The following is a 24,381-nucleotide window of genomic DNA, read 5'->3' as shown; positions in this document are numbered from 1 at the left end:
AAATGTCGTAATCGAACCGATTGCGACGCCGCATTCAGCAAAAAAACCTCATGCCGATTCGGCATAGGGTAGGCGTTTACGGCATTAGACGGCGCTTCCTTGCATCGGAATAGTTGCGCCTTTTTTCGCCTGCCAGAGAGCCGCAAACACGCGTTCCGGGGCACCTTATACGGGGGGTAGATGCACTAGACTTTTTCGCCATGAGCGTTCCAGTTCGCGCATCTCCCTGAGTCAAACGCAAGTAAGGGTAAAGATATGAAGAAGGCAAAGCTTAGCCTCGCCTGGCAGATCCTCATCGGTCTGGTATTGGGGATAGCAATCGGTGCGCTGCTCAACCATTTCAGTGCCGAAAAAGCCTGGTGGATCAGCAACGTCCTGCAACCGGCAGGCGATATCTTTATCCGTCTGATCAAGATGATCGTGATCCCGATCGTCATCTCCTCTTTGATCGTCGGCATTGCCGGCGTCGGTGACGCCAAGAAGCTGGGGCGCATCGGCTTCAAGACCATCGTCTACTTCGAAATCGTCACGACCATCGCCATCGTGGTCGGTCTGCTGCTGGCCAACCTGTTCCATCCGGGTGCCGGTATCGACATGAGCACCCTGGGCACTGTGGACATTTCCAAGTACCAGGCGACTGCCGCCGAGGTTCAGCATGAACACGCGTTCATCGAAACCATCCTCAACCTGATCCCGTCGAACATCTTCGCGGCCATGGTTCGCGGCGAAATGCTGCCGATCATCTTCTTCTCCGTATTGTTCGGTCTCGGGCTGTCGAGCCTGCAGGCGGACCTGCGCGAGCCGCTGGTGAAGATGTTCCAGGGCGTGTCGGAAAGCATGTTCAAGGTCACTCACATGATCATGAACTACGCCCCGATCGGCGTGTTCGCACTGATCGCGGTGACCGTGGCCAACTTCGGCTTCGCGTCGTTGATACCGCTGGCCAAGCTGGTGATCCTGGTTTACGTCGCCATCGCCTTCTTCGCGTTCGTGATCCTGGGCCTGATCGCTCGCCTGTTCGGCTTCTCGGTGATCAAGCTGATGCGCATCTTCAAGGATGAGCTGGTACTGGCCTACTCCACCGCCAGCTCCGAAACCGTGCTGCCGCGCGTGATCGAGAAGATGGAAGCCTACGGCGCGCCGAAAGCCATTTGCAGCTTCGTGGTACCGACCGGTTACTCGTTCAACCTCGACGGCTCGACCCTGTACCAAAGCATTGCGGCGATCTTCATTGCCCAGCTCTATGGCATCGACCTGTCGATCAGCCAGCAACTGCTGCTGGTCCTGACGTTGATGGTCACCTCCAAAGGCATCGCCGGCGTACCGGGCGTGTCCTTCGTGGTCCTGCTGGCCACCCTCGGCAGCGTCGGTATTCCACTGGAAGGCCTGGCGTTCATCGCCGGTGTCGACCGCGTCATGGACATGGCCCGTACCGCACTGAACGTGATCGGCAACGCCCTGGCTGTTCTGGTTATCGCGCGTTGGGAAGGCATGTACGACGACGCCAAGGGCCAGCGTTACTGGAACTCCCTGCCGCACTGGCGTAGCAAGGAAAAGCTGCCGGCGGGTGAAACCTCCAGCGACTGATACAAAACCTGTGGGAGCGAGCTTGCTCGCGATGACCGACTAAAGCCGACATTGATGTCGACGGATACACCGCTATCGCGAGCAATCGAGCGTCGACCGGCTGCTCCCACAGTGATCTACGAAAGCCGCACCAGACAAACCCCGGAGAAATCCGGGGTTTGTCGTTTCTGGTCACCCCGCTATCATTCGCGGATCTTTTGGGGGATTTGACTGATGCTCAATGGCCTGTGGCTTGGCTTCTTCATCGTGGCAGCCGTTTCGGCGCTGGCGCAGTGGCTGATTGGTGGCAACGCCGGGATATTCGCGGCGATGGTGGAGAGCATTTTTGCCATGGCCAAGCTGTCGGTCGAGGTCATGGTGCTGCTGTTCGGCACCCTCACCCTCTGGCTGGGTTTTCTGCGCATTGCCGAGAAGGCCGGCATCGTCGAATGGTTGGCCAGGGCCTTGGGGCCATTGTTTTTGCGCCTGATGCCCGAAGTCCCGCCTGGTCATCCAGCCATCGGCCTGATCACCCTGAACTTCGCCGCCAACGGCCTCGGTCTGGACAACGCCGCCACGCCTATTGGCCTGAAGGCCATGAAAGCGCTGCAAGAACTCAACCCCAGCGCTACCGTCGCCAGTAACGCACAGATCCTGTTCCTGGTGCTCAACGCCTCTTCGCTGACCCTGCTGCCGGTGACCATCTTCATGTATCGCGCCCAGCAAGGCGCGCCTGACCCGACGCTGGTGTTCCTGCCGATCCTGCTGGCGACCAGTTGCTCGACCATTGTCGGCTTCCTGTCGGTGGCATTCATGCAGCGCTTGCGCGTCTGGGACCCGGTGGTGTTGGCCTACATGATCCCCGGCGCCCTCGCCCTCGGTGGTTTCATGGCGCTGCTGGCGACCCTTTCGGCGACCGCGCTGGCCGGCCTGTCATCGATCCTCGGCAACCTGACGCTGTTTGGCCTGATCATGCTGTTTTTACTGATCGGCGCGCTGCGCCAAGTGAAGGTGTACGAGGCCTTCGTTGAAGGTGCCAAAGAGGGTTTCGACGTCGCCAAGAACTTGCTGCCCTATCTGGTGGCGATGCTCTGCGCGGTGGGTGTCCTGCGGGCCTCCGGGGCACTGGACTTCGGCCTGGACGGGATTCGTCATCTGGTGGCGTGGGCCGGTTGGGACACGCGCTTCGTCGATGCGCTGCCGACGGCGATGGTCAAACCCTTCTCCGGCAGTGCCGCCCGGGCGATGCTGATTGAAACCATGAAGACCTCGGGCGTCGACAGCTTTCCGGCGCTGGTGGCGGCGACAATCCAGGGCAGTACCGAGACCACGTTCTATGTGCTGGCGGTGTACTTCGGTGCCGTGGGCATCCAGCGTGCGCGCCATGCGGTTGGCTGCGCCTTGCTGGCGGAGCTGGCCGGGGTGCTGGGTGCAATCGGTGTTTGCTACTGGTTCTTTGGTTGATCGACGTCGTCAGCCAGCGTCTTAAGCGCGGCCTTGCGCTCATCCGTCGGTAAGCCGCCGAGCTTTTCTGCGGCGGCATAGAACCTGGGCCAATCGCCATCCACCTGATGGAACAGCGCGTCAAATGCCGGTACCCACTGGTCGTACAAGCCAAACGGCAATAGCCGGGCATTGTTCATGGGGGCATGAATCCAGGCGTCGTAGCGTTTGTCTCCAGCCCACTGACTGTCGCGCAGTTGCCGGTATTCGCTGCGTAAGCGCTCGAACTCGGTCGCTTTGCGCTGGCGCATCTGTTTGGTTGGCAATGGCAAGGCGTAGAGCTTTTCCAGCCTGGCGCGGGTTTCCAGCACCAATTCAGTGAACTGGTCGCGCTGACGCGCCTGCGCATTGTTGTCCGGTGGCAGGTGGCGATAGGCCCGCCATTGGCGAGTACCTTCCTGCTCAACGAAGGTGGCAAAGGATTCGTTGAACTCGGTGTCGTCCTTCACATAGACGCGCTGATGGGCCAGTTCGTGAAAGATCAGCGTGGCCAGTCGTTCATCCCCCCAGCCCATCATCGAACTGATGATCGGATCGTTGAACCAGCCGAGTGTCGAATAGGCCTCGACACCGCCAATCGACACGTCCATGCCCTGCAAGCGTTGCAAGGCTGCTTCGCCGCGAGCTGCGCTCTGGCTGTAGTACCCGCGATAGGCCACGCAGCCGGCGATGGGAAAGCAGTGGTTGACAGGCTTGAGGGAAAATTCCGGCGTGACGAAGACATTCCAGACGACGAAGGGACGGCCAATGTCCGCATACAAGCGGTAACTTTGGTTATCCGGCAGGTGCAATTGCCGGCTGGCGAACGTTCGGGCCTTTTGTGATTGCTCCAGGTGCATACGCAGTTTTTGGTCGCGCGCCGGGTCGGCAATCACGCTGGAAACCGGCTCCCTGGCCCGCAGCAACTGCAGTTGGCCGCTGGCCAGTTGGCTGTAATAGCTGATGCTGGTGCAACCGTTGAGCAACAAAAACAACACGCCCGGAAACAAAACGCGAAAAACGCGATCAAGTAACCCAAGGCTAGGAAGCGGCCTGATCACAATAATTCTTCCTTGGAGAGTCTTCCCGCAAGACTATCCCGCCTCACTGGAGCTCCGCTATGCGCACGATGATACTGACAGGAAGTCTGCTGTTGCTGGCCGGCTGTGCCGGATTCGGAATACCCCGCCATGATCCTGCGCAAGCCTGGATCGACCTGGACTCGAAGCAAGAAGATACGGCGTTGCAGGCACTGGAGGTCGATGACAAGGCCACCGACGATAAACGCTACTTCGAAGTTCAGCCCGGTAGCCATGAATTGACAGTCCGCTACCAGTTTCCGGTGCAGCCCACCAACATCGGCCCCGACGCCGAGCCGTTGTGGCGCGATTGTCAGTTGAATGTGAAATTCAAGGATTTCAACGCCGGCGAACGTTATCAACTGCAAGCGGGGAACATCGGTTTTCGGCCGTGGGCCAAGCTCTATGATCAGCAGCGAAAAGTGATCGGCCATGGCACTCCTGCGGGCTGCCAACGAACCTGATCGGCGTTATGCTGGATGCATATCCCCTGGGACATCCATCATGCGCAGGTTGATGCTGTTACTCGCCGTTGGAGTCGTCGCGGGCTGTCAAAGCCCGATGCCGACACCTGATCCAAAAATGGCCTGGGTTGATTTTTCGACGCCCTTCCCTAACGACAAGTTGTTGATGGCTGAACGCCTGGACAAACAGCGATTGCGCGATGGGCGTTATTTCGAAGTGACGCCCGGCAGCCACGAACTGATCGTGCGTTTCGACTTTGAAGTCCCCGGCGGTGGTGGCTTGAGTATGATGAGCGGGCCCTCTGAGCGGCTGTGCTACCTGACCATCCGTTATGATCATTTCGAAGCCGGTCAGCGTTATGTACTCGAAGGCCGCTCCATAGCGTTTACCCCCGGCGCCCGGCTGTACAACGCCAAGCGCGAGATCGTCGCTGAAGACCGGGAAGCCAACTGCCTGATGTGAGATGTCAGCGGTCGTTCTTCTGGTAGATGATTTTTTTGGTGCCGTTTTCGCACGAGCCCACGACCATGTTCTGGTCGTGCACTTCGTCGTTGGTGACGATTTCAAGCGTGTAGGAAGTGACGCCACTGGCCTGGATCTTTTCTTCGATCTCGGCCTTGAGCTCTTCGCAGGGTTTCGGTGCTGCGAGGGCCGACGTGGCCAATGCGCAACAGATAACCGCCAGGGCAAAACGTTTCATGGTTGAAGCTCCTTTGAGGCAGCACGCCTGTTCACAGGTTTTCGCTGCTGTCATTTATTCGACCATATTATTAGCGGGCAAATCTGTAACGACACAAAAAAGATCGCAGCCTTGGGCTCCTCTTGCCGAATGACCCCGGCAGGTTACGCAAGGCTGCGATTTTTCTTTGCAAAAATGAAGATCTAGCTGACCAATGTTGCCTCCAGGCTGATCTTGGCATTCAGCACTTTGGACACCGGGCAGCCCTCTTTGGCCTTGTTGCTGAGTTCTTCGAACTGCGCCTGGCTTGCCCCGGGGATTTTCGCCTGCAGAACCAATTTCACTGCGGTGATCGCAAAACCGCCGTCCACTTGATCCAGAGTGACTTCCGCCTGGGTATCGATGCTATCGGCCTTCAGGCCGGCGTCACCGAGAATCATGGAGAACGCCATGGAGAAACAGCCGGCGTGGGCAGCGCCGATCAACTCTTCCGGGTTGGTGCCCCGGCCGCCTTCGAAGCGCGCCTTGAAGCCGTAGGGGGCTTCCCGGAGCACGCCGGTTTCTGTGGAAATCGCGCCGATGCCGGTTTTCAGATCACCTTCCCAATGTGCCGATGCTTTCTTGACGATAGCCATGCCTGCCTCCTGAAGGTCGGCGCGAAAGGTCGCGCCTGTGGGGTTTTCAGTTGCCAGGGTTGTGAGGATAGACGAAGGGGCAAAGTTCACTTCGTCCGATCAATCTGCTTTTTTCGCGGGATTTTTTACCGGGCTATTGAAACTCGGGTATATGCCCACATTGCATGAACACGCTTTTGGATTCGGCAGGTTTGCGTTCGCAAGAACAAACCTGCGCCCTCAATTGGAGAAGCAGGTTTATGAAACGACTGTCCGATATCAAGTTCTCGACCCTCGATCTGGTGCCGGTGCGCGAGAACGGCAGCGCGGCCCAGTCGCTGCGCAACTCGCTGGACCTGGCGCAGCATGTCGAGAAGTTCGGTTACAACCGCTTCTGGGTGGCTGAGCACCACAACATGGACGGCATCGCCAGTTCCGCGACATCGGTACTGCTCGGTTATCTGGCCGGTGGCACGTCGACCATTCGTGTCGGTTCGGGCGGTGTGATGTTGCCCAACCACGCACCCTTGGTGATTGCCGAGCAGTTCGGCACCCTGGAAAGCCTGTATCCGGGCCGGATTGATCTGGGCCTGGGGCGCGCGCCCGGTTCCGACCAGATGACCGCACGTGCGTTGCGCCGCGAGCGCTCCGGCAGTGCCGACGACTTCCCGGAAGATGTGGCGGAACTGGTGCGCTACCTCGGGCCACGTACCCCGGATCAACGAATCATCGCCATGCCGGGAACCGGGACCCATGTGCCGGTCTGGTTGTTGGGATCGAGCCTGTTCAGTGCACAGCTGGCCGGTGAACGTGGTTTGCCCTACGCCTTCGCTTCGCATTTCGCACCGCGCTACATGCATGAAGCGATTCGGGTCTACCGCAATCACTTCAAGCCCTCAGCCGTTTTGGACAAACCCTACGTAATGCTCGGCGTGCCATTGGTGGCAGCCGATACCGACGAGCAGGCCGATTACCTGGCGACTTCGGTGTTCCAGCGGATTCTCGCCCTGATGCGCGGCCAAAGCCTGGTACAGCGTCCGCCGGTGAAGACCATGGACGGCCTGTGGCTGCCCCATGAGAAAGAGGCTGTGCACGATTTTCTTGGTCTGGCCATGATTGGCAGCCCACAGAAAATCCGCGCCAAACTCGAGGTCCTGATCGAACAGACCCAGGCTGACGAGCTGATTTTCACCTGTGACCTGTACGAACATTCGGATCGCGTGCATTCCTACGAGCTGCTCGCGCAGGTTATGCGCGGCTGATACTCAAACGGCAGGCATGAAAAAGCCGGCGCCAGGGCGTCGGCTTTTTCAATCAGGCGAGGATCAGCCTACTTTTTGTAGACGATCACTTTGGCGCCCTTTTCGCATTGACCAACAACTTTTCCGCCAGATGCACTACCTTTATCGACAATCTCCAGCGAATAACCGGAAACGCCCTTGGCATCAAGTTTCGCTGCGATTTCGGCTTTCAGCTCTTCGCATGGCTTGCCACCATCTGCCAATACGGTCCCCGCAAGGCTTAACAAACCTACCGCCAACATAAACTTCTTCATCGGTTGCATTCCCTGGTCGGATCATAGGGGTAACCAGCCGTCAGCCGGACGCACTCATTCAGCGCTTTGCCATTCCCTATGGCATTCGGCCGGCGTGCAAGTTCAGAAGACTAGCCCAAAGTCAGCTGCTGGCAATCCGGAATCCGACTTTCAGGGTCACCTGAAAGTGCGCAGCCTTGCCGTCCCTGATGTGCCCACGAGTCTCGGTGACTTCAAACCATTCCATGTACTTGATGCTTTTGCTGGCTTCGGTCAGAGCATTGTTGATCGCATCTTCGATACTGCTGGTGGACGAGCCGACCAGCTCGACTTTCTTGTAGGTGTGATGGTCAGACATGGCGTTCTCCTTGGCGTGTGAATTACAGCCTAGCAGTGATTTTTCCTATTTCTTCTGTTGGCCGTTCTGAGAGTGAAGTTCAGATTTTCTGCACTTTCTCGAACCTCTGAAGTCCCAACCAACACACGCCACTCATCACCAATGCAGGAGAGCCACCATGGCCAACACCTCGTTACGCAAAGCCTCATTGCAAAGCATGGAAGCCGAGATCGAGAGTCTGCTCAAGTCTTTGGAAAACCTGAAGGACGATGCCTCGGACGAGTCGCGTAAAACCCTCAAGACCCTGAAAGGCAACGCCGAGAATGCCTTGAAGCACTCGCGCCATCTGCTTGCCGACGCCTATGAAGAGGTCAAGGTCAAAACCCGTGAAACCGGGATTGCCACCAGGGACTACGCCCAGGAGCACCCCTGGACGACAGCCGGTGTCGCCGTGGGCGCATTGGGCCTGCTGGCCGCTTATCTGTTGTGCAAGCGTGACTAATCCGTTTGGCGCAGCTCGTTTTTAAGCCACTGCGCCAGTTGCCGGGCGCGCCCGTCCGCGGCGCGCTTGGGTAGCCACAACGCCAGTTGTGCCGGGGTTTCACTGAAGCCCCAGGGCGCAACCAGGCGGCCGGCCTTCAAGTCCTCTGCCACCAAGGGTTCGGGGGCAATCGCCACGCCCAAACCCGCGACAGCGGCTTCCAGCAAGTAGTACAAATGCTCAAATCCCTGACCGTACTTCAACGCCCTGGCGTCGAGGCCGCATTGTTGCGCCCAATTTGGCCAGGCTTGCGGGCGTGAAGTGGTGTGCAGCAAGGGTTCGTTCAGCAGTGCGCTCTCCGGCGCTTGCTTGAGCCGCTCATAGCCGGCGAACCGAGGGCTCATGACCGGCCCGATACGTTCGCTGGCCAGCTCGAAAACCTGCATGTCCGCCGGCCAGGGTGGCTCGGCAAAGACCAGCAAGGCATCCAGTCCCGGTCTTCGCGGATCGAGATCGCCTTCTCCGGCCGACAGGTGCAGACGCAGGTCCGGCAAGTCGGCATTGAGCCTCCCCAGTCGCGGGATAAACCAGCGCGCCAACAGGCTTCCCGAGCAACCGAGTACGAACGGGGCGTCGGCCGTGCTTTGTGTGAGTTCTGCGCAGACGCTGCGCAGGCGCTCGAAGGCTTCGCTGCTGGCGTCACGCAGGCGTAAGCCGGCATCTGTGAGTTTCAGGCCGCGACCGTCCTTGATGAACAGGCTGACGCCGAGGTGTTCTTCAAGCACCTTGAGCTGCCGGCTAACCGCACCATGGGTGACATGCAGCTGCTCGGCCGCGTGACTGACACTGTTCAAGCGGGCAGTGGCTTCGAAGGCGCGAAGCGCATTCAGCGGAGGAAGGTCATGGCTCATTGGATCTGTGAGTTTTCCTGACAGGTTGTGGCGATCTTATCGGTTTTCAGGCCGGGGCGTCAGGGGTAGAGTGAAGCCCACTATCTCTTTATGCATCACTTCACGCATTCAACTGGAGCGCCAAATGACCCAGACTAATCTGCGCAACGGCCCTGATGCCAACGGCCTGTTTGGCGCGTTCGGTGGCCGCTACGTTGCCGAAACCCTGATGCCGTTGATCCTCGACCTGGCCCGTGAATATGAATTGGCCAAGGAAGATCCTGCATTCAAGGAAGAACTGGCCTACTTCCAGCGCGACTACGTCGGACGTCCAAGCCCGTTGTACTTCGCCGAGCGTCTGACCGAGTTCTGTGGCGGCGCAAAGATCTATCTCAAGCGCGAAGAGCTGAACCACACCGGCGCGCACAAGATCAATAACTGCATCGGCCAGATCCTGCTGGCGCGACGCATGGGCAAGAAACGCATCATCGCCGAGACCGGCGCCGGCATGCACGGCGTGGCCACTGCCACCGTGGCTGCACGTTTCGGCCTGGATTGCGTGATCTACATGGGCACCACTGACATCGAACGCCAGCAGGCCAACGTTTTCCGCATGAAGCTGCTGGGCGCCGAGGTTATCCCGGTGGTCGCCGGCACCGGCACGCTCAAGGATGCAATGAACGAAGCCCTGCGTGACTGGGTGACCAACGTCGACAGCACCTTCTACCTGATCGGCACCGTGGCCGGTCCGCACCCTTACCCGGTGATGGTCCGTGACTTCCAGGCCGTGATCGGCAAGGAAACCCGCGAGCAGTTGCAAGCCCAGGAAGGTCGCCTGCCGGACAGCCTGGTGGCGTGCATTGGCGGTGGCTCCAACGCCATGGGCCTGTTCCATCCGTTCCTGGACGACAAGAGTGTCGAGATCATCGGCGTTGAAGCGGCCGGTTATGGCATCGAGACCGGCAAGCATGCGGCCAGCCTGAACGGCGGCGTTCCAGGCGTGCTGCACGGCAACCGCACGTTCCTGCTGCAGGACGACGATGGCCAGATCATCGATGCCCACTCGATCTCCGCCGGCCTCGACTACCCGGGCATCGGCCCGGAACACGCCTGGTTGCACGACATCGGCCGCGTTCAGTACACCTCGGTGACTGACGACGAAGCCCTCGCCGCGTTCCACCAGTGCTGCCGCCTGGAAGGGATCATCCCGGCCCTGGAAAGCGCCCATGCCCTGGCTGAAGTATTCAAACGCGCACCGACCCTGCCAAAGGATCACCTGATGGTGGTCAACCTGTCCGGCCGTGGCGACAAAGACATGCAGACCGTGATGCACCACATGGAACAATCCAAGCAGGAGAAACACTGATGAGCCGCCTGCAAACGCGTTTTGCCGAACTCAAGGAACAGAACCGTGCCGCCCTGGTGACCTTCGTGACCGCTGGCGACCCGGGCTATGACACCTCCCTGGCAATCCTCAAGGGCTTGCCGGCGGCTGGCGCCGATGTGATCGAGTTGGGAATGCCCTTCACCGACCCGATGGCTGACGGCCCGGCCATCCAGCTCGCCAACATCCGTGCGTTGGGTGCCAAACAGAATCTGGCGAAAACCCTGCAAATGGTTCGCGAGTTCCGCCAGGACAACAACGAAACGCCGCTGGTGCTGATGGGTTACTTCAACCCGATCCACATGTACGGTGTACCGCGCTTCATTGCCGAAGCCAAAGAGGCCGGCGTTGACGGCCTGATCGTGGTCGACCTGCCGCCGGAGCACAACGGCGAGCTGTGCGACCCGGCGCAGGCTGCGGGCCTGGACTTCATCCGCCTGACCACGCCAACCACCGACGATGTGCGCCTGCCGACTGTTCTTAACGGCAGCTCCGGTTTCGTCTACTACGTGTCGGTGGCCGGCGTGACCGGCGCAGGTGCCGCCACGCTGGAACACGTCGAGGAAGCGGTTGCCCGTCTGCGCCGCCATACCGACCTGCCGATCAGTATCGGTTTCGGTATCCGGACTCCGGAACAGGCAGCGTCCATTGCACGCCTGGCTGATGGCGTGGTGGTGGGCTCGGCGTTGATCGATCACATCGCCAATGCCACGTCCCCGGAACAAGCCGTGGATGGCGTGCTGAGCCTGTGCTCGGCATTGGCCGAAGGCGTGCGTAAGGCCCGCGTCAGCTGAAGGCACCGTTCCTGATTCAGGGACTGAACAGCAAAACGCGGTAAACCTTGTGGGAGCGAGCTTGCTCGCGATAGCGGCGTGTCAGCCGACATCAATGCTGGATGTGCAGCCCTCATCGCGAGCAAGCTCGCTCCCACAGGTCGCGGTATCAAGGCAACTCTATGCCGCCTGCTGCCTTGTGCAGTTTGCGCAAATGCTCGCCAATCTGCTTCACGTTGGCTTCGTTGGCGGCCATTTCGGCGGCACGACCCGGTTCGAGCAACGCTCTCACTTCCTTGTCCAGGTCCCCGGACAGCGCCAGAAGCTGCTTCTGGCGCTGGCTGCTTTCCGATTCCAGGTGCTCCCACTCGCTCGGCTGTGGCAAGCCATATCCGTTGGTGCCCAGTAGTTCCGCCGGACGGCTGAGGAAGCCACTGTTGGCGAGAATGTCCTTGAGCGTCTGGTTGGCCTTGTCCATGCCGCCATTCTGCAGTTCTCGGGCGCCCAGATAGCGCTGCTTCACTTCATCCTGAGCCAGCAGCATCTGCTGACGGAAACTGGCCTGTTCCAGCAGGAGCAACGCCGCGCTGGTGCGCAGGTCCGCCTGGTCGAACCATTGCCGACGATCCGCGGCTTTCAAGTCCAGCCACTCTTCGACGGTTTCCTGTTTGATCGGCAAGTGCTTTTTCAGGATTTCGAACATCGCCTGATAGCGTTCGCGGAAGGAATCGAAACGATAACCCAGGCGCAAGGCTTCCCGCGGATCGTCCAGCACACTGGTGTCCGCCAACCCTCGACCTTTGAGCACTTCCAGCAAACCGTTGGGCATGATGTTGTCGAGCCCTACCAATTTCGGATTGTTGGTGCCGCCGCGCAGCAATTTCAGTTCTTCCACCGCACAGTTGTTCGACAGGAAGAAGTAGTTGCCGTCGTAGCTCCAGTGCATCTCGGCGGCACGCTCCACCACGTCTTCAACCTCTGTGCGCGACAGGTTCAGGGGCACGGAGGCCAGGCTGCGCAGTTCGGTCTTGGTATATTCGTCGATGACCTGGGACAGCGGCAGGATAAACAGCCGCGACGGGTATTTACCGACCAGGCCATCCCAGCTCGACAACTGTACGTCGCCGACGAAGGCGCGATACGACAGCACCAGGTGCTGGTCCAGGTCCAGTCGGCAATCCGGACCACGGGGGCGGCCCGGCGCGCAGATCACCAGACGCAGCATGCTGTGGCCCCAGCGGCTGAACAGGTTCTGGTTAGCCTCGGCCAGCAGATAGTCAACGGCATAGACCCGCTCCGGATCGACCTGCCCCAGCGGTGTCTTGGCGAAATCGTTGCCGGCATTGAGGAACGCGACGGTTTTGCTGCAGGTGTCACTGGCGGCGGGCGCCCAGCCGAAATGCTCTTTGTAGTAGCGATACAGTGCGGGACGGCGGCAGGCGTAGCTCGGGTCAAGGAGGAAATACTCCATGTTGATCGCGACGAATTCCTTGGGGCTGCTGGTCTCGTAGATATCCGGACTGCGGGCAATCTGGCGATTGTGCTGTTCGCGTTCACCCCGACGGCCTACGTATTGCTGCCAGCCGGCCAGGTCGAGCAGGCGCGGATCGTCGCTGAGGGTAAAGCGCCGATCGGACTGGCCCCGACATTGGTCGGGTATGCCGACCAGCCCTGAGCTGTTGTTGCGCCGGGTGCAGCGCTGAATCAACTTGCGCTCGTCATCCGGCCACAGGCGCGAACGGTCGTAGATGTGAGTCAGCTCGTGCAACACAGTGGCCAGCATTTCCCGACGCACGGTGCCATGGGGGCGATGGGTTTTTTTGCTCGCGGCGCTGCCATCGGTGAGACCGGCCAACAGATTGCGGTTCAGATCGAGCTCGGACACCAGCGATGCCTGGCCGTAGGCATTGCGCGGCATGTCATCGGTCCAGCCGACGACGATACGCCGGTCCAGTTGCTCGATGAAACGTGGCGGCAGCGCCTGCATGGCTTCATCAAGCAACGCCTGGCTGGCTTGCTGTTGCGCGGGCGTCAGACCTTCGGTCTTGAGTTGCAACTGAAGGCCTGCGTGGGCCGTGTTGCCAAGCAGCAACAGGGCCCCGGTCAGCAGCCAGGCACGTGGACACCTCACAGTGCGAGGATGGCTTCGGCGAGATCTTGATCGCTGGCGTCGCGCGCTTCCGGCACGCGGGTACGCAGCAAGTTGAAAGCGGACTCCAGGTGAGCGCCACGAATGTCGCCGTTGCTGGCGACGAAACTGGCGGCGTCGTCCTGGGCTTCGCGCACGATTTTCGAATCGCGAATGGACGTGGTGGTGTCGGAGGTGAAATCGAGGGTGCGCTGGGTCGCACGGATCAGGATGTTACTGGTGGCAACCAGAGTATGTGCCTGGGCCACATCGGCCAACAGCAGCAGGCCGAGGATGGCAGCAATCAGCGGGTTACGCATGGATCGAACTCCAGAAAAACGGGGATAACTATTGGACGAGAATTGCTTGCGCCAGTTCAAGGTCGCTGGCATGAAGTTTTGCCTGGGTCTGGCGCAGATACCGAAGGGCCGACTCCAATCGTGCGCCTCTCATCAGACCGTCACTGGCAATGAATGCCGCGGCGTCATCGTGGGCGGCGAGCAGTAGTTTATGGTCGAAGGGGGCGGAGGTCACGAGGCTTGTGGCGTAACCACTGGCGACGGTGCCCTGGGTGGACAGGTTGAAGGCGTCATAAGCGTGGGCTGATGCGCAGTAACCCAGAGTAAGAAAAACTGGAGCGATCAAGGGAATGGAAAGAAAACGCATGAGACTCGACAGTTGAAAGTGAGTCCCAAGGCTAGCGCAAGGGCCGGTCTAGAGCCAGTGCCGAAACATTGGGACACGCCGGGCGTGCCCCATGTCTGTACCGCCGTTTAGATGGTCAGGATCGCCTGAGCCAGTTGTGCGTCTGTTGCGCTCAGTTGCGGCGCCTTATGGCGAATGTGGTCGAGGGCGCTTTCCAGCTTCACGCCGCGGATGGAGCCTTCGCTGGCGACGAAGCTGGCGGCGTCGTCACGGGCGGCGAGGACGATCTTGTCATCCTTGAACGACGACGAGACGATGTTGGTGGTCGCATCGGAAGTGGCCTTGAGCGCATTGACCACAGCATCCGTGGTCACGATGAAGCTGGTGGCTTGGGCACTGGCAGCCACGGCAAACAGGGCCGCGGCGCTAAGCAGGCGAAGACGGGACATGGGGTAACTCCTTTTGGTAGACCATTTGAAATATGGCGCAGTGTCTGCAAAGTCAGACGCCAGGCACTCGGCGTTCGCCACGTTCTGAAGTGATATTAGGCCTGTCTGTGTCGGTTCGAACAGTCCTGACCCTGTGCGCGGTAAGTCAGCGCCAGAAGGGTTTATCCAATTCATGGCTGCGGTCGGCGTGGCTGATACCCAGATCCGCTAGCTGGCGATCATCGAGTTGAGCCAGCAAACGTCGTGTTCTCGCCCTTTCCAGGCCAGCGCAGAGTCCCTTCAGCAGCCCTCGAAGCCAGTGCTGGCAAGTTCTCGATTGAGCCGAGGGAATGGAAAAATCCTGCAGGTTCTTCATGGCACGGTCCCTGTCCTGATAAGTGGAAAGCTCCATGCTGACACCTGCCGAGTATCCACTACAGACACACGGCGGCAATATTGTACTCATGCAGTTTATGTTTTTTTCAAACTGTACTGGTTATCAGGTTTCTCTTCTGTAAGACCGGGTTTGCCAGGCCAAAACGACAAAACCCGTCGTGGTTGCCCACGACGGGTTTTGTTTTTTCAATTCGGGTTGCTGGCGGTGGACCTTAAGGTCAGAGCCAGCGACGCTAACTTAGCGCCAGAACGGCTTGCTCAGCTCTTCGTAGCGTTGTGCTTCGCTAATCCCGGCGTCAGCCAGCAGACGCGAATCCAGGCGAGCCAGTTGATGGCGGCTGGTAATGCGGCGCTGCCACAACATCAGGTTGGCGATAACGCGCAGAGGCAGGGAAGCCTGGGTTTTTGCAGCAGTGTCTTCGAAGAACAGATCGGAACTGAGTGTACGTTCCATGGTGGTCATCCTTCCGCTTGTGGCGGGATTAGGTAGTGGTTTAACTGGTGCCCATGATCCTCTTGTTTGCCTAGTCTCTGTAGATACAGTTCATCTGTATTGTGAGAGCTCAGTTAACTGTTTATAGGGGGTGTACTGGTCGAAATTGAGGCAACTGTACCTGTCTGCACTGTTTGAGTGCAAAACTGCAGTTTTTGCTCGAGGAAGTAGGAATTTTCCGTAGGAAATGACCAGTACAGCAGTACAGTTTTTTTCATATTGCGAGGGTGGCAAGCGCAAGCTGGCGAAACTGTGTTTGCACCAGCTGCTATCTGTAGCAATTACTTCTTCAGCATGTGCCCGGTTTCTTCCAGGTTTATGTGCCAACTGAGTGCATCACGCAGGATGTGCGGGGTATGTCCGCCGATGGCGCACGCAGCGGTGAAGTAATCATTCAGCGCCTGGCGGTAATCCGGGTGCACGCACTTGTCGATGATGACCCGGGCACGCTCCCGGGGCGCCAGGCCTCGCAAGTCTGCCAGGCCCACTTCGGTCACGAGGATGTCGACATCATGTTCGGTGTGGTCGACATGGCTGACCATCGGCACCACGCTGGAGATCGCACCGCCCTTGGCGATCGACTTGGTCACGAACACGGACAGGTGCGCGTTGCGCGCGAAGTCGCCCGAGCCACCGATGCCGTTCATCATCCGGGTGCCGCAGACGTGAGTGGAGTTGACGTTGCCGTAGATGTCGAACTCCAGCGCCGTGTTGATGCCGATGATGCCGAGGCGGCGCACGACTTCCGGGTGGTTGGAGATTTCCTGCGGGCGCAGGACCAGCTTGTCCTTGTAACGCTCCAGGTTGCCGAACACATCGGCGTTGCGCCGGCTCGACAGGGTGATCGAGCTGCCCGAAGCAAAGCTCAGCTTACCGGCGTCGATCAGGTCGAAAGTCGAGTCCTGCAGCACCTCGGAATACATCGTCAGGTCTTCGAACGGCGAGTCGATCAGGCCACACATCACCGAGTTGGCGATGGTGCCGATACCGGCCTGTAGTGGACCGAGCTTGTTGGTCATGCGTCCGGCAGCCACTTCCTGTTTGAAGAAGTCGATCAGGTGGTCGGCAATGGCCTGGGTCTCGGCGTCGGGTGCCAGCACCGTGGAGGGTGAGTCAGCCTGGTTGGTGACCACGATGGCGACGATTTTTTCCGCCGGAATCGGGATGGCGGTGCTGCCAATGCGGTCGTCGACTCTGACCAATGGAATCGGAGTGCGGGTCGGGCGATAGGTCGGGATATAGATGTCGTGCAGGCCTTCGAGGTTCGGGTTGTGTGCCATGTTGATCTCGACGATCACGTGCTTGGCGAAAATCGCGAAGCTGGCCGAGTTGCCTACCGAAGTGGTTGGCACGATATGCCCTTGCTCGGTGATCGCAACGGCTTCAATCACGGCAATGTCCGGCAGTTTCAATTGCTGGTTGCGCAATTGCTCCACGGTTTCCGACAGGTGCTGGTCGATGAACATGACTTCACCGGCGTTGATCGCCTTGCGCAGGGTGCTGTCGACCTGAAACGGCATGCGCCGCGAGAGCACACCGGCTTCGGTCAACTGCTTGTCGAGGTCGTTGCCCAGGCTTGCGCCAGTCATGAGGCTGATCTTCAGTGGCGTGACCTTGGCGCGCTCGGCCAACGCCTGAGGAACGGCTTTGGCTTCTCCGGCGCGAGTAAAGCCACTCATGCCGACGGTCATGCCATCCTCAATCAGGGCGGCAGCGTCGGCAGCGCTCATCACTTTGTCCAACAACGAAGGCAGGCGAATACGGTCACGGTACATGGATTGTTATCTCGGGCAACAGGTAGCAGGACGTGCAGTCTAGTGAATTGCGTCGACTTCTGTCCCGCTACCAAGGTCGCAATCGAGGCGTCTATTCCGCGCCTTTCAAGCAAAACACCGTTACCGGATCGGTAACAAAAGAGTGGTTTGTCCGACGATTTGCGCAAACAAAAACGCCCCGACGAGTCGGGGCGTTCTGTGTACCGCAGAGGATTAGTCGACGGCTTTTACCATGTCTTCGATGACCTTTTTGGCGTCACCGAACACCATCATGGTTTTGTCCAGGTAGAACAGTTCGTTGTCCAGGCCGGCATAGCCGCTGGCCATCGAGCGCTTGTTGACAATGATTGTCTTGGCCTTGAACGCTTCGAGGATCGGCATGCCGGCAATCGGCGATTTCGGATCGTTCTTCGCGGCCGGGTTGACCACGTCGTTGGCGCCCAACACCAGCACCACGTCGGCCTGGCCGAACTCGGAGTTGATGTCTTCCATCTCGAACACCTGGTCGTAAGGTACTTCGGCCTCCGCCAGCAACACGTTCATGTGGCCCGGCATACGACCGGCAACCGGGTGGATCGCGTACTTCACGGTCACGCCGCGATGGGTCAGCTTCTCGGTCAGTTCCTTCAGCGCATGCTGCGCCCGTGCTACCGCCAGGCCATAGCCCGGAACGATGATCACGGTGTCGGCGTTGGTCAGCAGGAAAGTCGCGTCGTCAGCCGAGCCGGATTTCACCGGACGGGCTTCCTTGGCGCCTGCCGGACCTGCGTCGGCTGTATTGCCGAAACCGCCGAGCAGTACATTAAAGAAGGAGCGGTTCATCGCTTTGCACATGATGTACGAGAGGATCGCACCGGATGAACCTACCAGCGAACCCGCGATGATCAGCATCGAGTTGTTCAGCGAGAAGCCGATACCTGCCGCTGCCCAGCCGGAGTAGCTGTTGAGCATCGACACGACCACTGGCATGTCCGCGCCACCGATCGGGATGATGATCAGCACACCCATGATGAAGGCCAGGGCCAGCATCAAGGCGAAGGCGCTGAGGTCGCCGGTCAACATGAAGGTGATGCCCAGGCCCAGGGTAGCCACGCCCAGCAGCAGGTTCAGCTTGTGTTGACCGGTGAACTGTACCGGTGCGCCCTGGAACAGGCGGAACTTGTACTTGCCCGACAGCTTGCCGAAGGCGATGACCGAACCGGAGAAGGTGATCGCACCAATGGCGGCACCGAGGAACAGCTCCAGGCGGTTACCTGCCGGGATCGCGTCACCCAGCTGCGCAACGATACCCAGCGACTGCGGCTCGACGACCGCCGCGATGGCAATGAACACCGCGGCCAGGCCGATCATGCTGTGCATGAAGGCGACCAGTTCGGGCATCTTGGTCATTTCAACGCGTTTGGCCATGATCGAACCGGCAGTGCCGCCGATCAGCAGGCCGACGATCACGTAGACGATACCGTCATGGGCCAGTTCGGCACCGAGCTTGTAGATCAGGCCGACCGTGGTGAGGATAGCCAAGCCCATGCCGAGCATGCCGAACAGGTTGCCGCGACGCGACGTGGTGGGATGCGAAAGGCCCTTGAGCGCCTGGATGAAGCAAACCGAGGCGATCAAATACAGGGAAGTAACCAGGTTCATGCTCATGCTTGCTGCACCTCAGCCTTGACTGCTTCGGCCTTGGCGGCCGGAGTTTTTGCCGGGGCCGCTTTCTTCTTGAACATTTCCAGCATGCGCCGGGTCACCAGGAAGCCACCAAAGACGTTGACCGCAGCCAGGGCCACGGCCAGGGTACCCATGGTCTTGCCCAGCGGGGTGACAGTGAGGGCGGCGGCGAGCATGGCGCCGACGATCACGATGGCAGAGATGGCATTGGTGACAGCCATCAGTGGCGTGTGCAGTGCAGGTGTAACGTTCCAGACCACGTGGTAGCCGACGTAGATGGCCAGCACGAAGATGATCAGGTTGTAGATACCGTGAGAGATCAGCATGTCTTCCATTGTTTTTATCCTCAGCCGTTCTTGCGCACGATCTGGCCGTCGCGGCACATCAGGCACGCGGCGACGATATCGTCTTCAAGGTTGATCACCAGTTGTCCTTCTTTATCGAACAACAGTTTCATGAAGTCCAGCAGGTTGCGTGCGTACAGCGCCGACGCATCGGCCGCCACTGCGCCCGCCAGGTTGGTCGGGCCAACGATGGTCACGCCATTTTCGACGACCACCTGATCGGCCACGGTCAGCGGGCAGTTACCGCCCTGGGCTGCCGCGAGGTCGATGACCACCGAACCCGGTTTCATCTGTGCCACGGTTTCTGCGCTGAGCAGCGTCGGTGCCTTGCGACCGGGAATCAGTGCTGTGGTGATGACGATGTCAGCCTGCTTGGCGCGCTCGTGCACGGCCGCGGCCTGGCGCTGCATCCAGCTGGCCGGCATCGGCCGGGCGTAACCACCGACACCAACGGCGCATTCACGCTCCTCGTCGGTCTCGTAAGGCACGTCGACGAACTTCGCGCCGAGGGATTCGATCTGCTCTTTCACCGCAGGACGCACGTCAGAGGCTTCGATCACCGCACCCAGGCGTTTTGCCGTAGCAATGGCCTGCAATCCGGCCACACCGGCACCAAGGATCAGCACGCGCGCCGCTTTTACGGTGCCCGCAGCCGTCATCAGCATCGGCATGAAACGTGGGTAATGGTGAGCGGCCAGCAAGACAGCCTTGTAACCGGCAATGTTGGCTTGCGACGACAGCACATCCAGGCTTTGGGCGCGGGAGGTGCGTGGCGCAGCCTCCAGGGCGAAGGCGGTAATGCCGCACTCGGCCATTTTGGCGATGGTTTCGTTGTTGAACGGATTGAGCATACCCACCACAACGGTGCCGCTTTTGATCAGCGCCAGCTCGCTGTCGCTGGGGGCGACCACCTTCAAAATCAGCTCTGCTCCAAACGCATCATTGGCGCTGCCAATGGTTGCGCCTGCCGCTTCATAGGCACTGTCGACAACGCTGGCATTAACGCCGGCGCCGCTTTGTACAGTGACCTTATGACCCTGGCTGATCAGCTTCTTGATGGTTTCCGGGGTTGCAGCAACCCGTGTTTCACCGGTCTGGGTTTCGAGAGGAACACCAATGTGCACGTCAAATCTCCTGCGTGATCTTATTGAGTAAACCCATGCACTACGGATGGTGCGGCTGGGGCGGCCGATCAGCACGATCCCGCCAAATCAGGGCGGGGCGCGGCATTTTGCAGGCGAACTTTGTGCCCTTCAAGGGATTATGACGGGTGACGGAAAATTAACTACAAGTCACCCCGTGACCGAATGTCGCAACCAACCGGCTCGATCCCTTGCAAACCGTGCTTTACAAGGATTCTGGCCGAAATTGAAGAATTTATACATCGGCCGTATGAATGATGCGGCATCGCCTCGAAATAGTGGCCCAAAGCCGCGTGATCTGGCGCTTGTGGGACGTTTGTACGACTTTTCGATACAGTTTGCTGTCATGCGACAAATACGTATATCTGTAGGGCTTTGTTTTTGCTGACTACGGGGTCAAGTAACGTTGGAGAGCCTTTACTCCTCTAGGCTGTAGCTGTGCGCCTGGTTTACCAGCCAGTCACGAAATGCCCTTAAAGACGCGGATTCGACCTTTCGCTCAGGAATCATCAGGTAATAAGCCTTGATGCTGGACAGTGCTTGCGGGTTGGCGATCACCAGACGTTTTTCTTTCAACTCCCTTTGAATCAGGAACGGCGGAATCAGGGCAATGCCCATGTCATGCATGGCCGCCTGGGCGAGCATGGAGAATAGCTCGTAGCGGGGGCCTGTCATGTCTCGCGGGACATTCAGGTGTTGGGAATCGAACCACTGGCGCCAGGCATAAGGACGGGTGGTTTGTTGCAGCAGGGGCAAATCGGCGATTTCGTCGGGCGTAAGGCTGTTGTTGTTTCCGAGCAGGTTGGGGCTGCAAACGGGCATCGGATTTTCACCCATCAGCCTGTGGGATTCTGTACCCGACCAATCCGCGTCGCCGAAGTAGATCGCGGCATCGAAATCAGTGTCGGCGAACAGGAACGGGCGTGTGCGGTTGGTCAGGTTGACCGTCACTTCCGGGTGCTTGTGCTGGAAATCCTTGAGTCGTGGCAGCAGCCATTGGGTGCCGAAGGTCGGCACCACGGCCAATTCGATTACGTTGGTGCCCTGCTGGCCCATCACGGACAAGGTGTCGCGCTCAACTGCATCAAGTTGAGTGGCGATCCGGCGGCTGTAGGAAAGCCCGGCCTCCGTCAACTTCACTCCGCGCCGCGAACGTCGGAACAGTTCTACGCTTAGGAACTCCTCAAGGCTGGCGATCTGTCGGCAGATCGCCCCCTGGGTCAGCGAAAGCTCCTGGGCGGCCTTGGTGAAGCTTTCATGGCGCGCCGCGGCCTCGAAGCTGATCAGGGCGGTGGTGCTGGGTATCTTCCTGCGCATGTACGCCAACCTCACTAATGCATCGCATAAAAGCTCTTTTGCGACGTTTCGGAGTGAGAAATTAGCACAACAGTATGCGAAATCCTCGTTTGCCGTAGCGCCGATCCAGGCCTAGGATCACTCCACGTTATTTGACCCGATTCGAGAGGACACACTCATGGGTGGTAAAGCTAGCTTCAACTGGATCGATCCCCTGCTGCTGGATCAACAGCTCACTGAAGAAGAACGCATGATTCGCGACACGGCTGCGCAGTTCGCTCAGCAGAGCCTGGCGCCGCGCATTCTTGAAGCTTTCCGCCATGAGAAGACCGATCCGGCGATCTTCCGCGAAATGGGCGAAGTGGGTCTGTTGGGCGCAACCATCCCCGAGCAGTACGGTGGCAGTGGCCTGAACTACGTCAGCTATGGCCTGATCGCCCGTGAAGTCGAGCGTATCGACTCCGGTTATCGCTCGATGATGAGCGTTCAGTCCTCGCTGGTGATGGTGCCGATCAATGAGTTCGGTACCGAAGCGCAGAAGCAGAAGTACCTGCCGAAACTGGCCTCGGGCGAGTGGATCGGCTGCTTCGGTCTGACCGAGCCTAACCACGGTTCCGACCCGGGCGCGATGATCACTCGTGCGCGCAAAGTGGAAGGCGGCTACAGCCTCACCGGCAGCAAGATGTGGATCACCAACAGCCCGATTGCCGACGTGTTCGTGGTCTGGGGCAAGGATGATGCCGGCGACATCCGCGGCTTCGTTCTGGAGAAAGGCTGGAAAGGCCTGAGCGCTCCGGCGATTCACGGCAAGGTTGGCCTGCGGGCATCGATCACCGGTGAAATCGTGATGGACAACGTGTTCGTGCCGGAAGAGAACATCTTCCCGGATGTCCGTGGCCTGAAAGGTCCTTTCACCTGCCTCAACTCGGCACGTTACGGTATCTCCTGGGGCGCACTGGGTGCGGCCGAGTTCTGCTGGCACACCGCTCGCCAGTACACCCTGGATCGCCAACAGTTCGGCCGTCCATTGGCAGCCACTCAGTTGATCCAGAAGAAACTGGCCGACATGCAGACCGAAATCACCATGGCGCTGCAAGGCTGCCTGCGTCTGGGTCGTATGAAGGATGAAGGCACTGCGGCGGTCGAAATCACTTCGATGATGAAGCGCAACTCTTGCGGCAAGTCCCTGGACATCGCGCGCATGGCTCGCGATATGTTGGGCGGCAATGGCATCTCCGATGAGTTCGGCGTTGCTCGCCACCTGGTGAACCTGGAAGTGGTGAATACCTATGAAGGTACGCACGACGTCCATGCACTGATCCTCGGTCGTGCGCAAACCGGCATCCAGGCGTTCTATTAACAGGAGGACGTCCATGGGCGCGCTATCGCATCTACGGGTACTGGATTTATCGCGGGTGCTGGCCGGGCCTTGGGCCGGGCAGATCCTGGCCGACCTCGGCGCTGAAGTGATCAAGGTCGAGCGCCCCGGTAACGGTGATGACACGCGCGCCTGGGGGCCACCGTTCCTTAAAGACGCTTATGGGGAAAACACCAGCGAGGCTGCCTATTACCTGTCGGCCAACCGCAACAAGCAATCGGTCACCATCGACTTCACTCGCCCCGAAGGGCAGAAGCTGGTGCGTGAGCTGGCGGCGAAGTCGGACATCCTGATCGAAAACTTCAAGGTTGGTGGTCTGGCGGCCTATGGCCTGGACTATGAATCGATGAAGGCGATCAATCCGGACCTGATCTATTGCTCGATCACCGGGTTTGGCCAGACCGGTCCTTACGCCAAGCGTGCGGGTTATGACTTCATGATCCAGGGGTTGGGCGGTCTCATGAGCCTCACGGGGCGACCTGAAGGCGAAGAAGGTGCGGGGCCGGTGAAGGTTGGCGTGGCGCTGACGGATATCCTGACCGGGCTGTACTCGACTGTCGCGATCCTGGCTGCGCTTGCGCATCGGGATCACGACGGCGGTGGTCAGCATATCGACATGGCGCTGCTGGACGTGCAGGTGGCCTGTCTGGCCAACCAGGCCATGAACTACCTGACGACAGGCAATGCGCCTAAACGCTTGGGTAATGCTCATCCGAACATTGTGCCCTATCAGGATTTTCCTACGGCGGACGGCGATTTCATCCTTACCGTTGGGAACGACGGGCAGTTCCGCAAGTTCGCGGAAGTGGCCGGGCAGCCGCAGTGGGCGGACGATCCGCGTTTTGCCACCAACAAGCTGCGGGTAGCGAACCGTGCGCTGTTGATTCCGCTGATCCGCCAGGCAACGGTGTTCAAGACCACCGCTGAATGGGTGGCGCAGCTGGAGCAGGCGGGCGTGCCATGCGGGCCTATCAATGACCTGGCGCAGATGTTTGCCGATCCTCAGGTCAAGGCGCGCGGCTTGGCCATCGAGCTGCCGCATGCGCTGGCGGGAATGGTGCCTCAGGTGGCGAGCCCTATTCGTCTGTCCGAAACCCCGGTGGAGTACCGGTTTGCGCCACCTTTGCTGGGTGAGCATACGCTGGAGGTATTGCATCGGGTCTTGGGGCTGGATGCAGGCTCGGTGTCTGCGCTCAAGGCGTCTGGCGTGCTTTGATTGCTCTCCTCTATATAGGGAAGCGCTTTTGCTTCTCTATATAGGCTGCAAACCCGGCGTTTTGGCGCTTTCTGCAAGTTATTGATAGAAAAGCAAAGTCAGTGCTTGACGGCTGATTTCAGATGTCTATAATTCGCCCCACTTCCGGCGCAGTCGAAACGGAAAACTCCTTGATAAACAAAGAGTTACGC

Annotated in this window: 27 protein-coding genes; 10 read left to right on the top strand and 17 right to left on the bottom strand. The window is 59.2% G+C overall.

Annotated elements, in window-relative coordinates:
* The first annotated feature begins 255 nt into the window (after window positions 1-255).
* Both gltP and AC3WN7_RS18090 read left to right on the top strand, forming a co-directional pair.
* Window positions 256-1,587, top strand: coding sequence for a glutamate/aspartate:proton symporter GltP (gene gltP / locus AC3WN7_RS18095; RefSeq protein ID WP_102674496.1), 1,332 nt, complete (start codon window positions 256-258; stop codon window positions 1,585-1,587).
* Window positions 1,588-1,800: 213 nt separating this feature from the next.
* A complete protein-coding gene (locus AC3WN7_RS18090) occupies window positions 1,801-3,030 on the top strand; it encodes a nucleoside recognition domain-containing protein (protein WP_095967842.1) in 1,230 nt (409 codons plus the stop codon).
* Here the strand turns inward: AC3WN7_RS18090 and AC3WN7_RS18085 are convergent.
* The gene (locus AC3WN7_RS18085) at window positions 3,012-4,109 is read right to left on the bottom strand and encodes an aminopeptidase (RefSeq protein ID WP_102674497.1); all 1,098 of its coding nucleotides are present in this window, start codon (window positions 4,107-4,109) and stop codon (window positions 3,012-3,014) included. The two genes, AC3WN7_RS18090 and AC3WN7_RS18085, sit on opposite strands and share 19 nt — an antisense overlap.
* 59 nt (window positions 4,110-4,168) lie before the next feature.
* On the opposite strand from AC3WN7_RS18085, the gene AC3WN7_RS18080 reads away from it, so the two are divergent.
* Window positions 4,169-4,591 carry a PA0061/PA0062 family lipoprotein gene (locus tag AC3WN7_RS18080; RefSeq protein ID WP_095967840.1) on the top strand — a complete coding sequence of 141 codons (423 nt, stop codon included), beginning with the start codon at window positions 4,169-4,171 and terminating at the stop codon, window positions 4,589-4,591.
* Between the two features lie 40 nt (window positions 4,592-4,631).
* The gene (locus tag AC3WN7_RS18075; RefSeq protein WP_007969772.1) at window positions 4,632-5,054 is read left to right on the top strand and encodes a PA0061/PA0062 family lipoprotein; all 423 of its coding nucleotides are present in this window, start codon (window positions 4,632-4,634) and stop codon (window positions 5,052-5,054) included.
* A 4-nt stretch (window positions 5,055-5,058) separates the two neighbouring features.
* Here AC3WN7_RS18075 and AC3WN7_RS18070 read toward each other — a convergent pair whose 3' ends face one another.
* Together AC3WN7_RS18070 and AC3WN7_RS18065 are read right to left on the bottom strand one after the other, a co-directional pair.
* Window positions 5,059-5,292, bottom strand: coding sequence for a DUF1161 domain-containing protein (locus tag AC3WN7_RS18070; protein WP_095967839.1), 234 nt, complete (start codon window positions 5,290-5,292; stop codon window positions 5,059-5,061).
* Window positions 5,293-5,474: 182 nt separating this feature from the next.
* Window positions 5,475-5,906 carry an OsmC family protein gene (locus AC3WN7_RS18065; RefSeq protein ID WP_095967838.1) on the bottom strand — a complete coding sequence of 144 codons (432 nt, stop codon included), beginning with the start codon at window positions 5,904-5,906 and terminating at the stop codon, window positions 5,475-5,477.
* Between the two features lie 239 nt (window positions 5,907-6,145).
* Between AC3WN7_RS18065 and AC3WN7_RS18060 the strand changes: the two genes are divergently transcribed.
* Window positions 6,146-7,147 (top strand): LLM class flavin-dependent oxidoreductase, encoded by a 1,002-nt coding sequence (locus tag AC3WN7_RS18060; RefSeq protein ID WP_095967837.1) that lies wholly within the window; start codon window positions 6,146-6,148, stop codon window positions 7,145-7,147.
* Window positions 7,148-7,215: 68 nt separating this feature from the next.
* Here the strand turns inward: AC3WN7_RS18060 and AC3WN7_RS18055 are convergent, their stop codons facing one another.
* On the bottom strand, window positions 7,216-7,440 hold the full coding sequence (locus AC3WN7_RS18055; RefSeq protein WP_015092928.1) for a DUF1161 domain-containing protein: 225 nt from the start codon (window positions 7,438-7,440) through the stop codon (window positions 7,216-7,218).
* Between the two features lie 121 nt (window positions 7,441-7,561).
* Window positions 7,562-7,777 (bottom strand): dodecin, encoded by a 216-nt coding sequence (locus AC3WN7_RS18050; RefSeq protein WP_015092929.1) that lies wholly within the window; start codon window positions 7,775-7,777, stop codon window positions 7,562-7,564.
* A 157-nt stretch (window positions 7,778-7,934) separates the two neighbouring features.
* On the opposite strand from AC3WN7_RS18050, the gene AC3WN7_RS18045 reads away from it, so the two are divergent.
* Window positions 7,935-8,258: an ElaB/YgaM/YqjD family protein gene (locus tag AC3WN7_RS18045; protein ID WP_095967836.1), complete on the top strand. Its 324-nt coding sequence runs from the start codon at window positions 7,935-7,937 to the stop codon at window positions 8,256-8,258.
* Here the strand turns inward: AC3WN7_RS18045 and AC3WN7_RS18040 are convergent.
* On the bottom strand, window positions 8,255-9,148 hold the full coding sequence (locus tag AC3WN7_RS18040) for a LysR family transcriptional regulator (RefSeq protein WP_095967835.1): 894 nt from the start codon (window positions 9,146-9,148) through the stop codon (window positions 8,255-8,257). The genes AC3WN7_RS18045 and AC3WN7_RS18040 overlap by 4 nt on opposite strands.
* A 124-nt stretch (window positions 9,149-9,272) precedes the next feature.
* Here AC3WN7_RS18040 and trpB point away from each other — a divergent pair, with 124 nt between their 5' ends.
* Both trpB and trpA read left to right on the top strand, forming a co-directional pair.
* Window positions 9,273-10,493: a tryptophan synthase subunit beta gene (gene trpB / locus AC3WN7_RS18035; protein ID WP_102674498.1), complete on the top strand. Its 1,221-nt coding sequence runs from the start codon at window positions 9,273-9,275 to the stop codon at window positions 10,491-10,493.
* Window positions 10,493-11,305, top strand: a complete 813-nt coding sequence (gene trpA / locus AC3WN7_RS18030) for a tryptophan synthase subunit alpha (RefSeq protein ID WP_015092933.1) — start codon at window positions 10,493-10,495, stop codon at window positions 11,303-11,305. Before trpB ends, trpA begins: the two co-directional genes overlap by 1 nt.
* Window positions 11,306-11,453: 148 nt before the next feature.
* Here the strand turns inward: trpA and AC3WN7_RS18025 are convergent, their stop codons facing one another.
* The 11 genes from AC3WN7_RS18025 to AC3WN7_RS17975 form a co-directional block, all read right to left on the bottom strand.
* Window positions 11,454-13,415, bottom strand: a complete 1,962-nt coding sequence (locus AC3WN7_RS18025; RefSeq protein ID WP_102674500.1) for a DUF7844 domain-containing protein — start codon at window positions 13,413-13,415, stop codon at window positions 11,454-11,456.
* A complete protein-coding gene (locus tag AC3WN7_RS18020; protein WP_008045884.1) occupies window positions 13,412-13,732 on the bottom strand; it encodes a DUF2388 domain-containing protein in 321 nt (106 codons plus the stop codon). The genes AC3WN7_RS18025 and AC3WN7_RS18020 overlap by 4 nt, the downstream gene beginning before the upstream one ends.
* Window positions 13,733-13,760: 28 nt before the next feature.
* Window positions 13,761-14,078: a DUF2388 domain-containing protein gene (locus AC3WN7_RS18015; protein WP_015092935.1), complete on the bottom strand. Its 318-nt coding sequence runs from the start codon at window positions 14,076-14,078 to the stop codon at window positions 13,761-13,763.
* Between the two features lie 107 nt (window positions 14,079-14,185).
* Entirely contained in the window at window positions 14,186-14,506 is a 321-nt protein-coding gene (locus AC3WN7_RS18010; protein WP_095967832.1) for a DUF2388 domain-containing protein, read from the bottom strand.
* Window positions 14,507-14,651: 145 nt separating this feature from the next.
* Window positions 14,652-14,861 carry a DUF1127 domain-containing protein gene (locus AC3WN7_RS18005; protein ID WP_102674503.1) on the bottom strand — a complete coding sequence of 70 codons (210 nt, stop codon included), beginning with the start codon at window positions 14,859-14,861 and terminating at the stop codon, window positions 14,652-14,654.
* A 258-nt stretch (window positions 14,862-15,119) separates the two neighbouring features.
* Window positions 15,120-15,335 carry a DUF1127 domain-containing protein gene (locus tag AC3WN7_RS18000; RefSeq protein ID WP_007969750.1) on the bottom strand — a complete coding sequence of 72 codons (216 nt, stop codon included), beginning with the start codon at window positions 15,333-15,335 and terminating at the stop codon, window positions 15,120-15,122.
* A gap of 320 nt (window positions 15,336-15,655) precedes the next feature.
* Window positions 15,656-17,149, bottom strand: coding sequence for a succinyl-CoA:acetate CoA-transferase ScpC (gene scpC, locus AC3WN7_RS17995; protein ID WP_095967831.1), 1,494 nt, complete (start codon window positions 17,147-17,149; stop codon window positions 15,656-15,658).
* Between the two features lie 213 nt (window positions 17,150-17,362).
* Window positions 17,363-18,796 carry an NAD(P)(+) transhydrogenase (Re/Si-specific) subunit beta gene (locus tag AC3WN7_RS17990; RefSeq protein ID WP_007969748.1) on the bottom strand — a complete coding sequence of 478 codons (1,434 nt, stop codon included), beginning with the start codon at window positions 18,794-18,796 and terminating at the stop codon, window positions 17,363-17,365.
* Window positions 18,793-19,149 (bottom strand): NAD(P) transhydrogenase subunit alpha part 2, encoded by a 357-nt coding sequence (locus AC3WN7_RS17985; protein ID WP_095967829.1) that lies wholly within the window; start codon window positions 19,147-19,149, stop codon window positions 18,793-18,795. Before AC3WN7_RS17985 ends, AC3WN7_RS17990 begins: the two co-directional genes overlap by 4 nt.
* Before the next feature lie 11 nt (window positions 19,150-19,160).
* On the bottom strand, window positions 19,161-20,282 hold the full coding sequence (locus AC3WN7_RS17980; RefSeq protein WP_007969746.1) for a Re/Si-specific NAD(P)(+) transhydrogenase subunit alpha: 1,122 nt from the start codon (window positions 20,280-20,282) through the stop codon (window positions 19,161-19,163).
* Window positions 20,283-20,717: 435 nt separating this feature from the next.
* The gene (locus AC3WN7_RS17975; protein WP_095967828.1) at window positions 20,718-21,617 is read right to left on the bottom strand and encodes a LysR family transcriptional regulator; all 900 of its coding nucleotides are present in this window, start codon (window positions 21,615-21,617) and stop codon (window positions 20,718-20,720) included.
* A gap of 157 nt (window positions 21,618-21,774) precedes the next feature.
* Here AC3WN7_RS17975 and AC3WN7_RS17970 point away from each other — a divergent pair, with 157 nt between their 5' ends.
* Window positions 21,775-22,956, top strand: a complete 1,182-nt coding sequence (locus AC3WN7_RS17970) for an acyl-CoA dehydrogenase (RefSeq protein ID WP_007969743.1) — start codon at window positions 21,775-21,777, stop codon at window positions 22,954-22,956.
* A 13-nt stretch (window positions 22,957-22,969) separates the two neighbouring features.
* Window positions 22,970-24,190 carry a CaiB/BaiF CoA transferase family protein gene (locus AC3WN7_RS17965; protein WP_095967827.1) on the top strand — a complete coding sequence of 407 codons (1,221 nt, stop codon included), beginning with the start codon at window positions 22,970-22,972 and terminating at the stop codon, window positions 24,188-24,190.
* The last annotated feature ends 191 nt before the right edge of the window (window positions 24,191-24,381 follow it).

The organism is Pseudomonas sp. FW305-70 (assembly GCF_058783925.1).
This window is presented reverse-complemented; position numbering and strand designations above follow the sequence as displayed.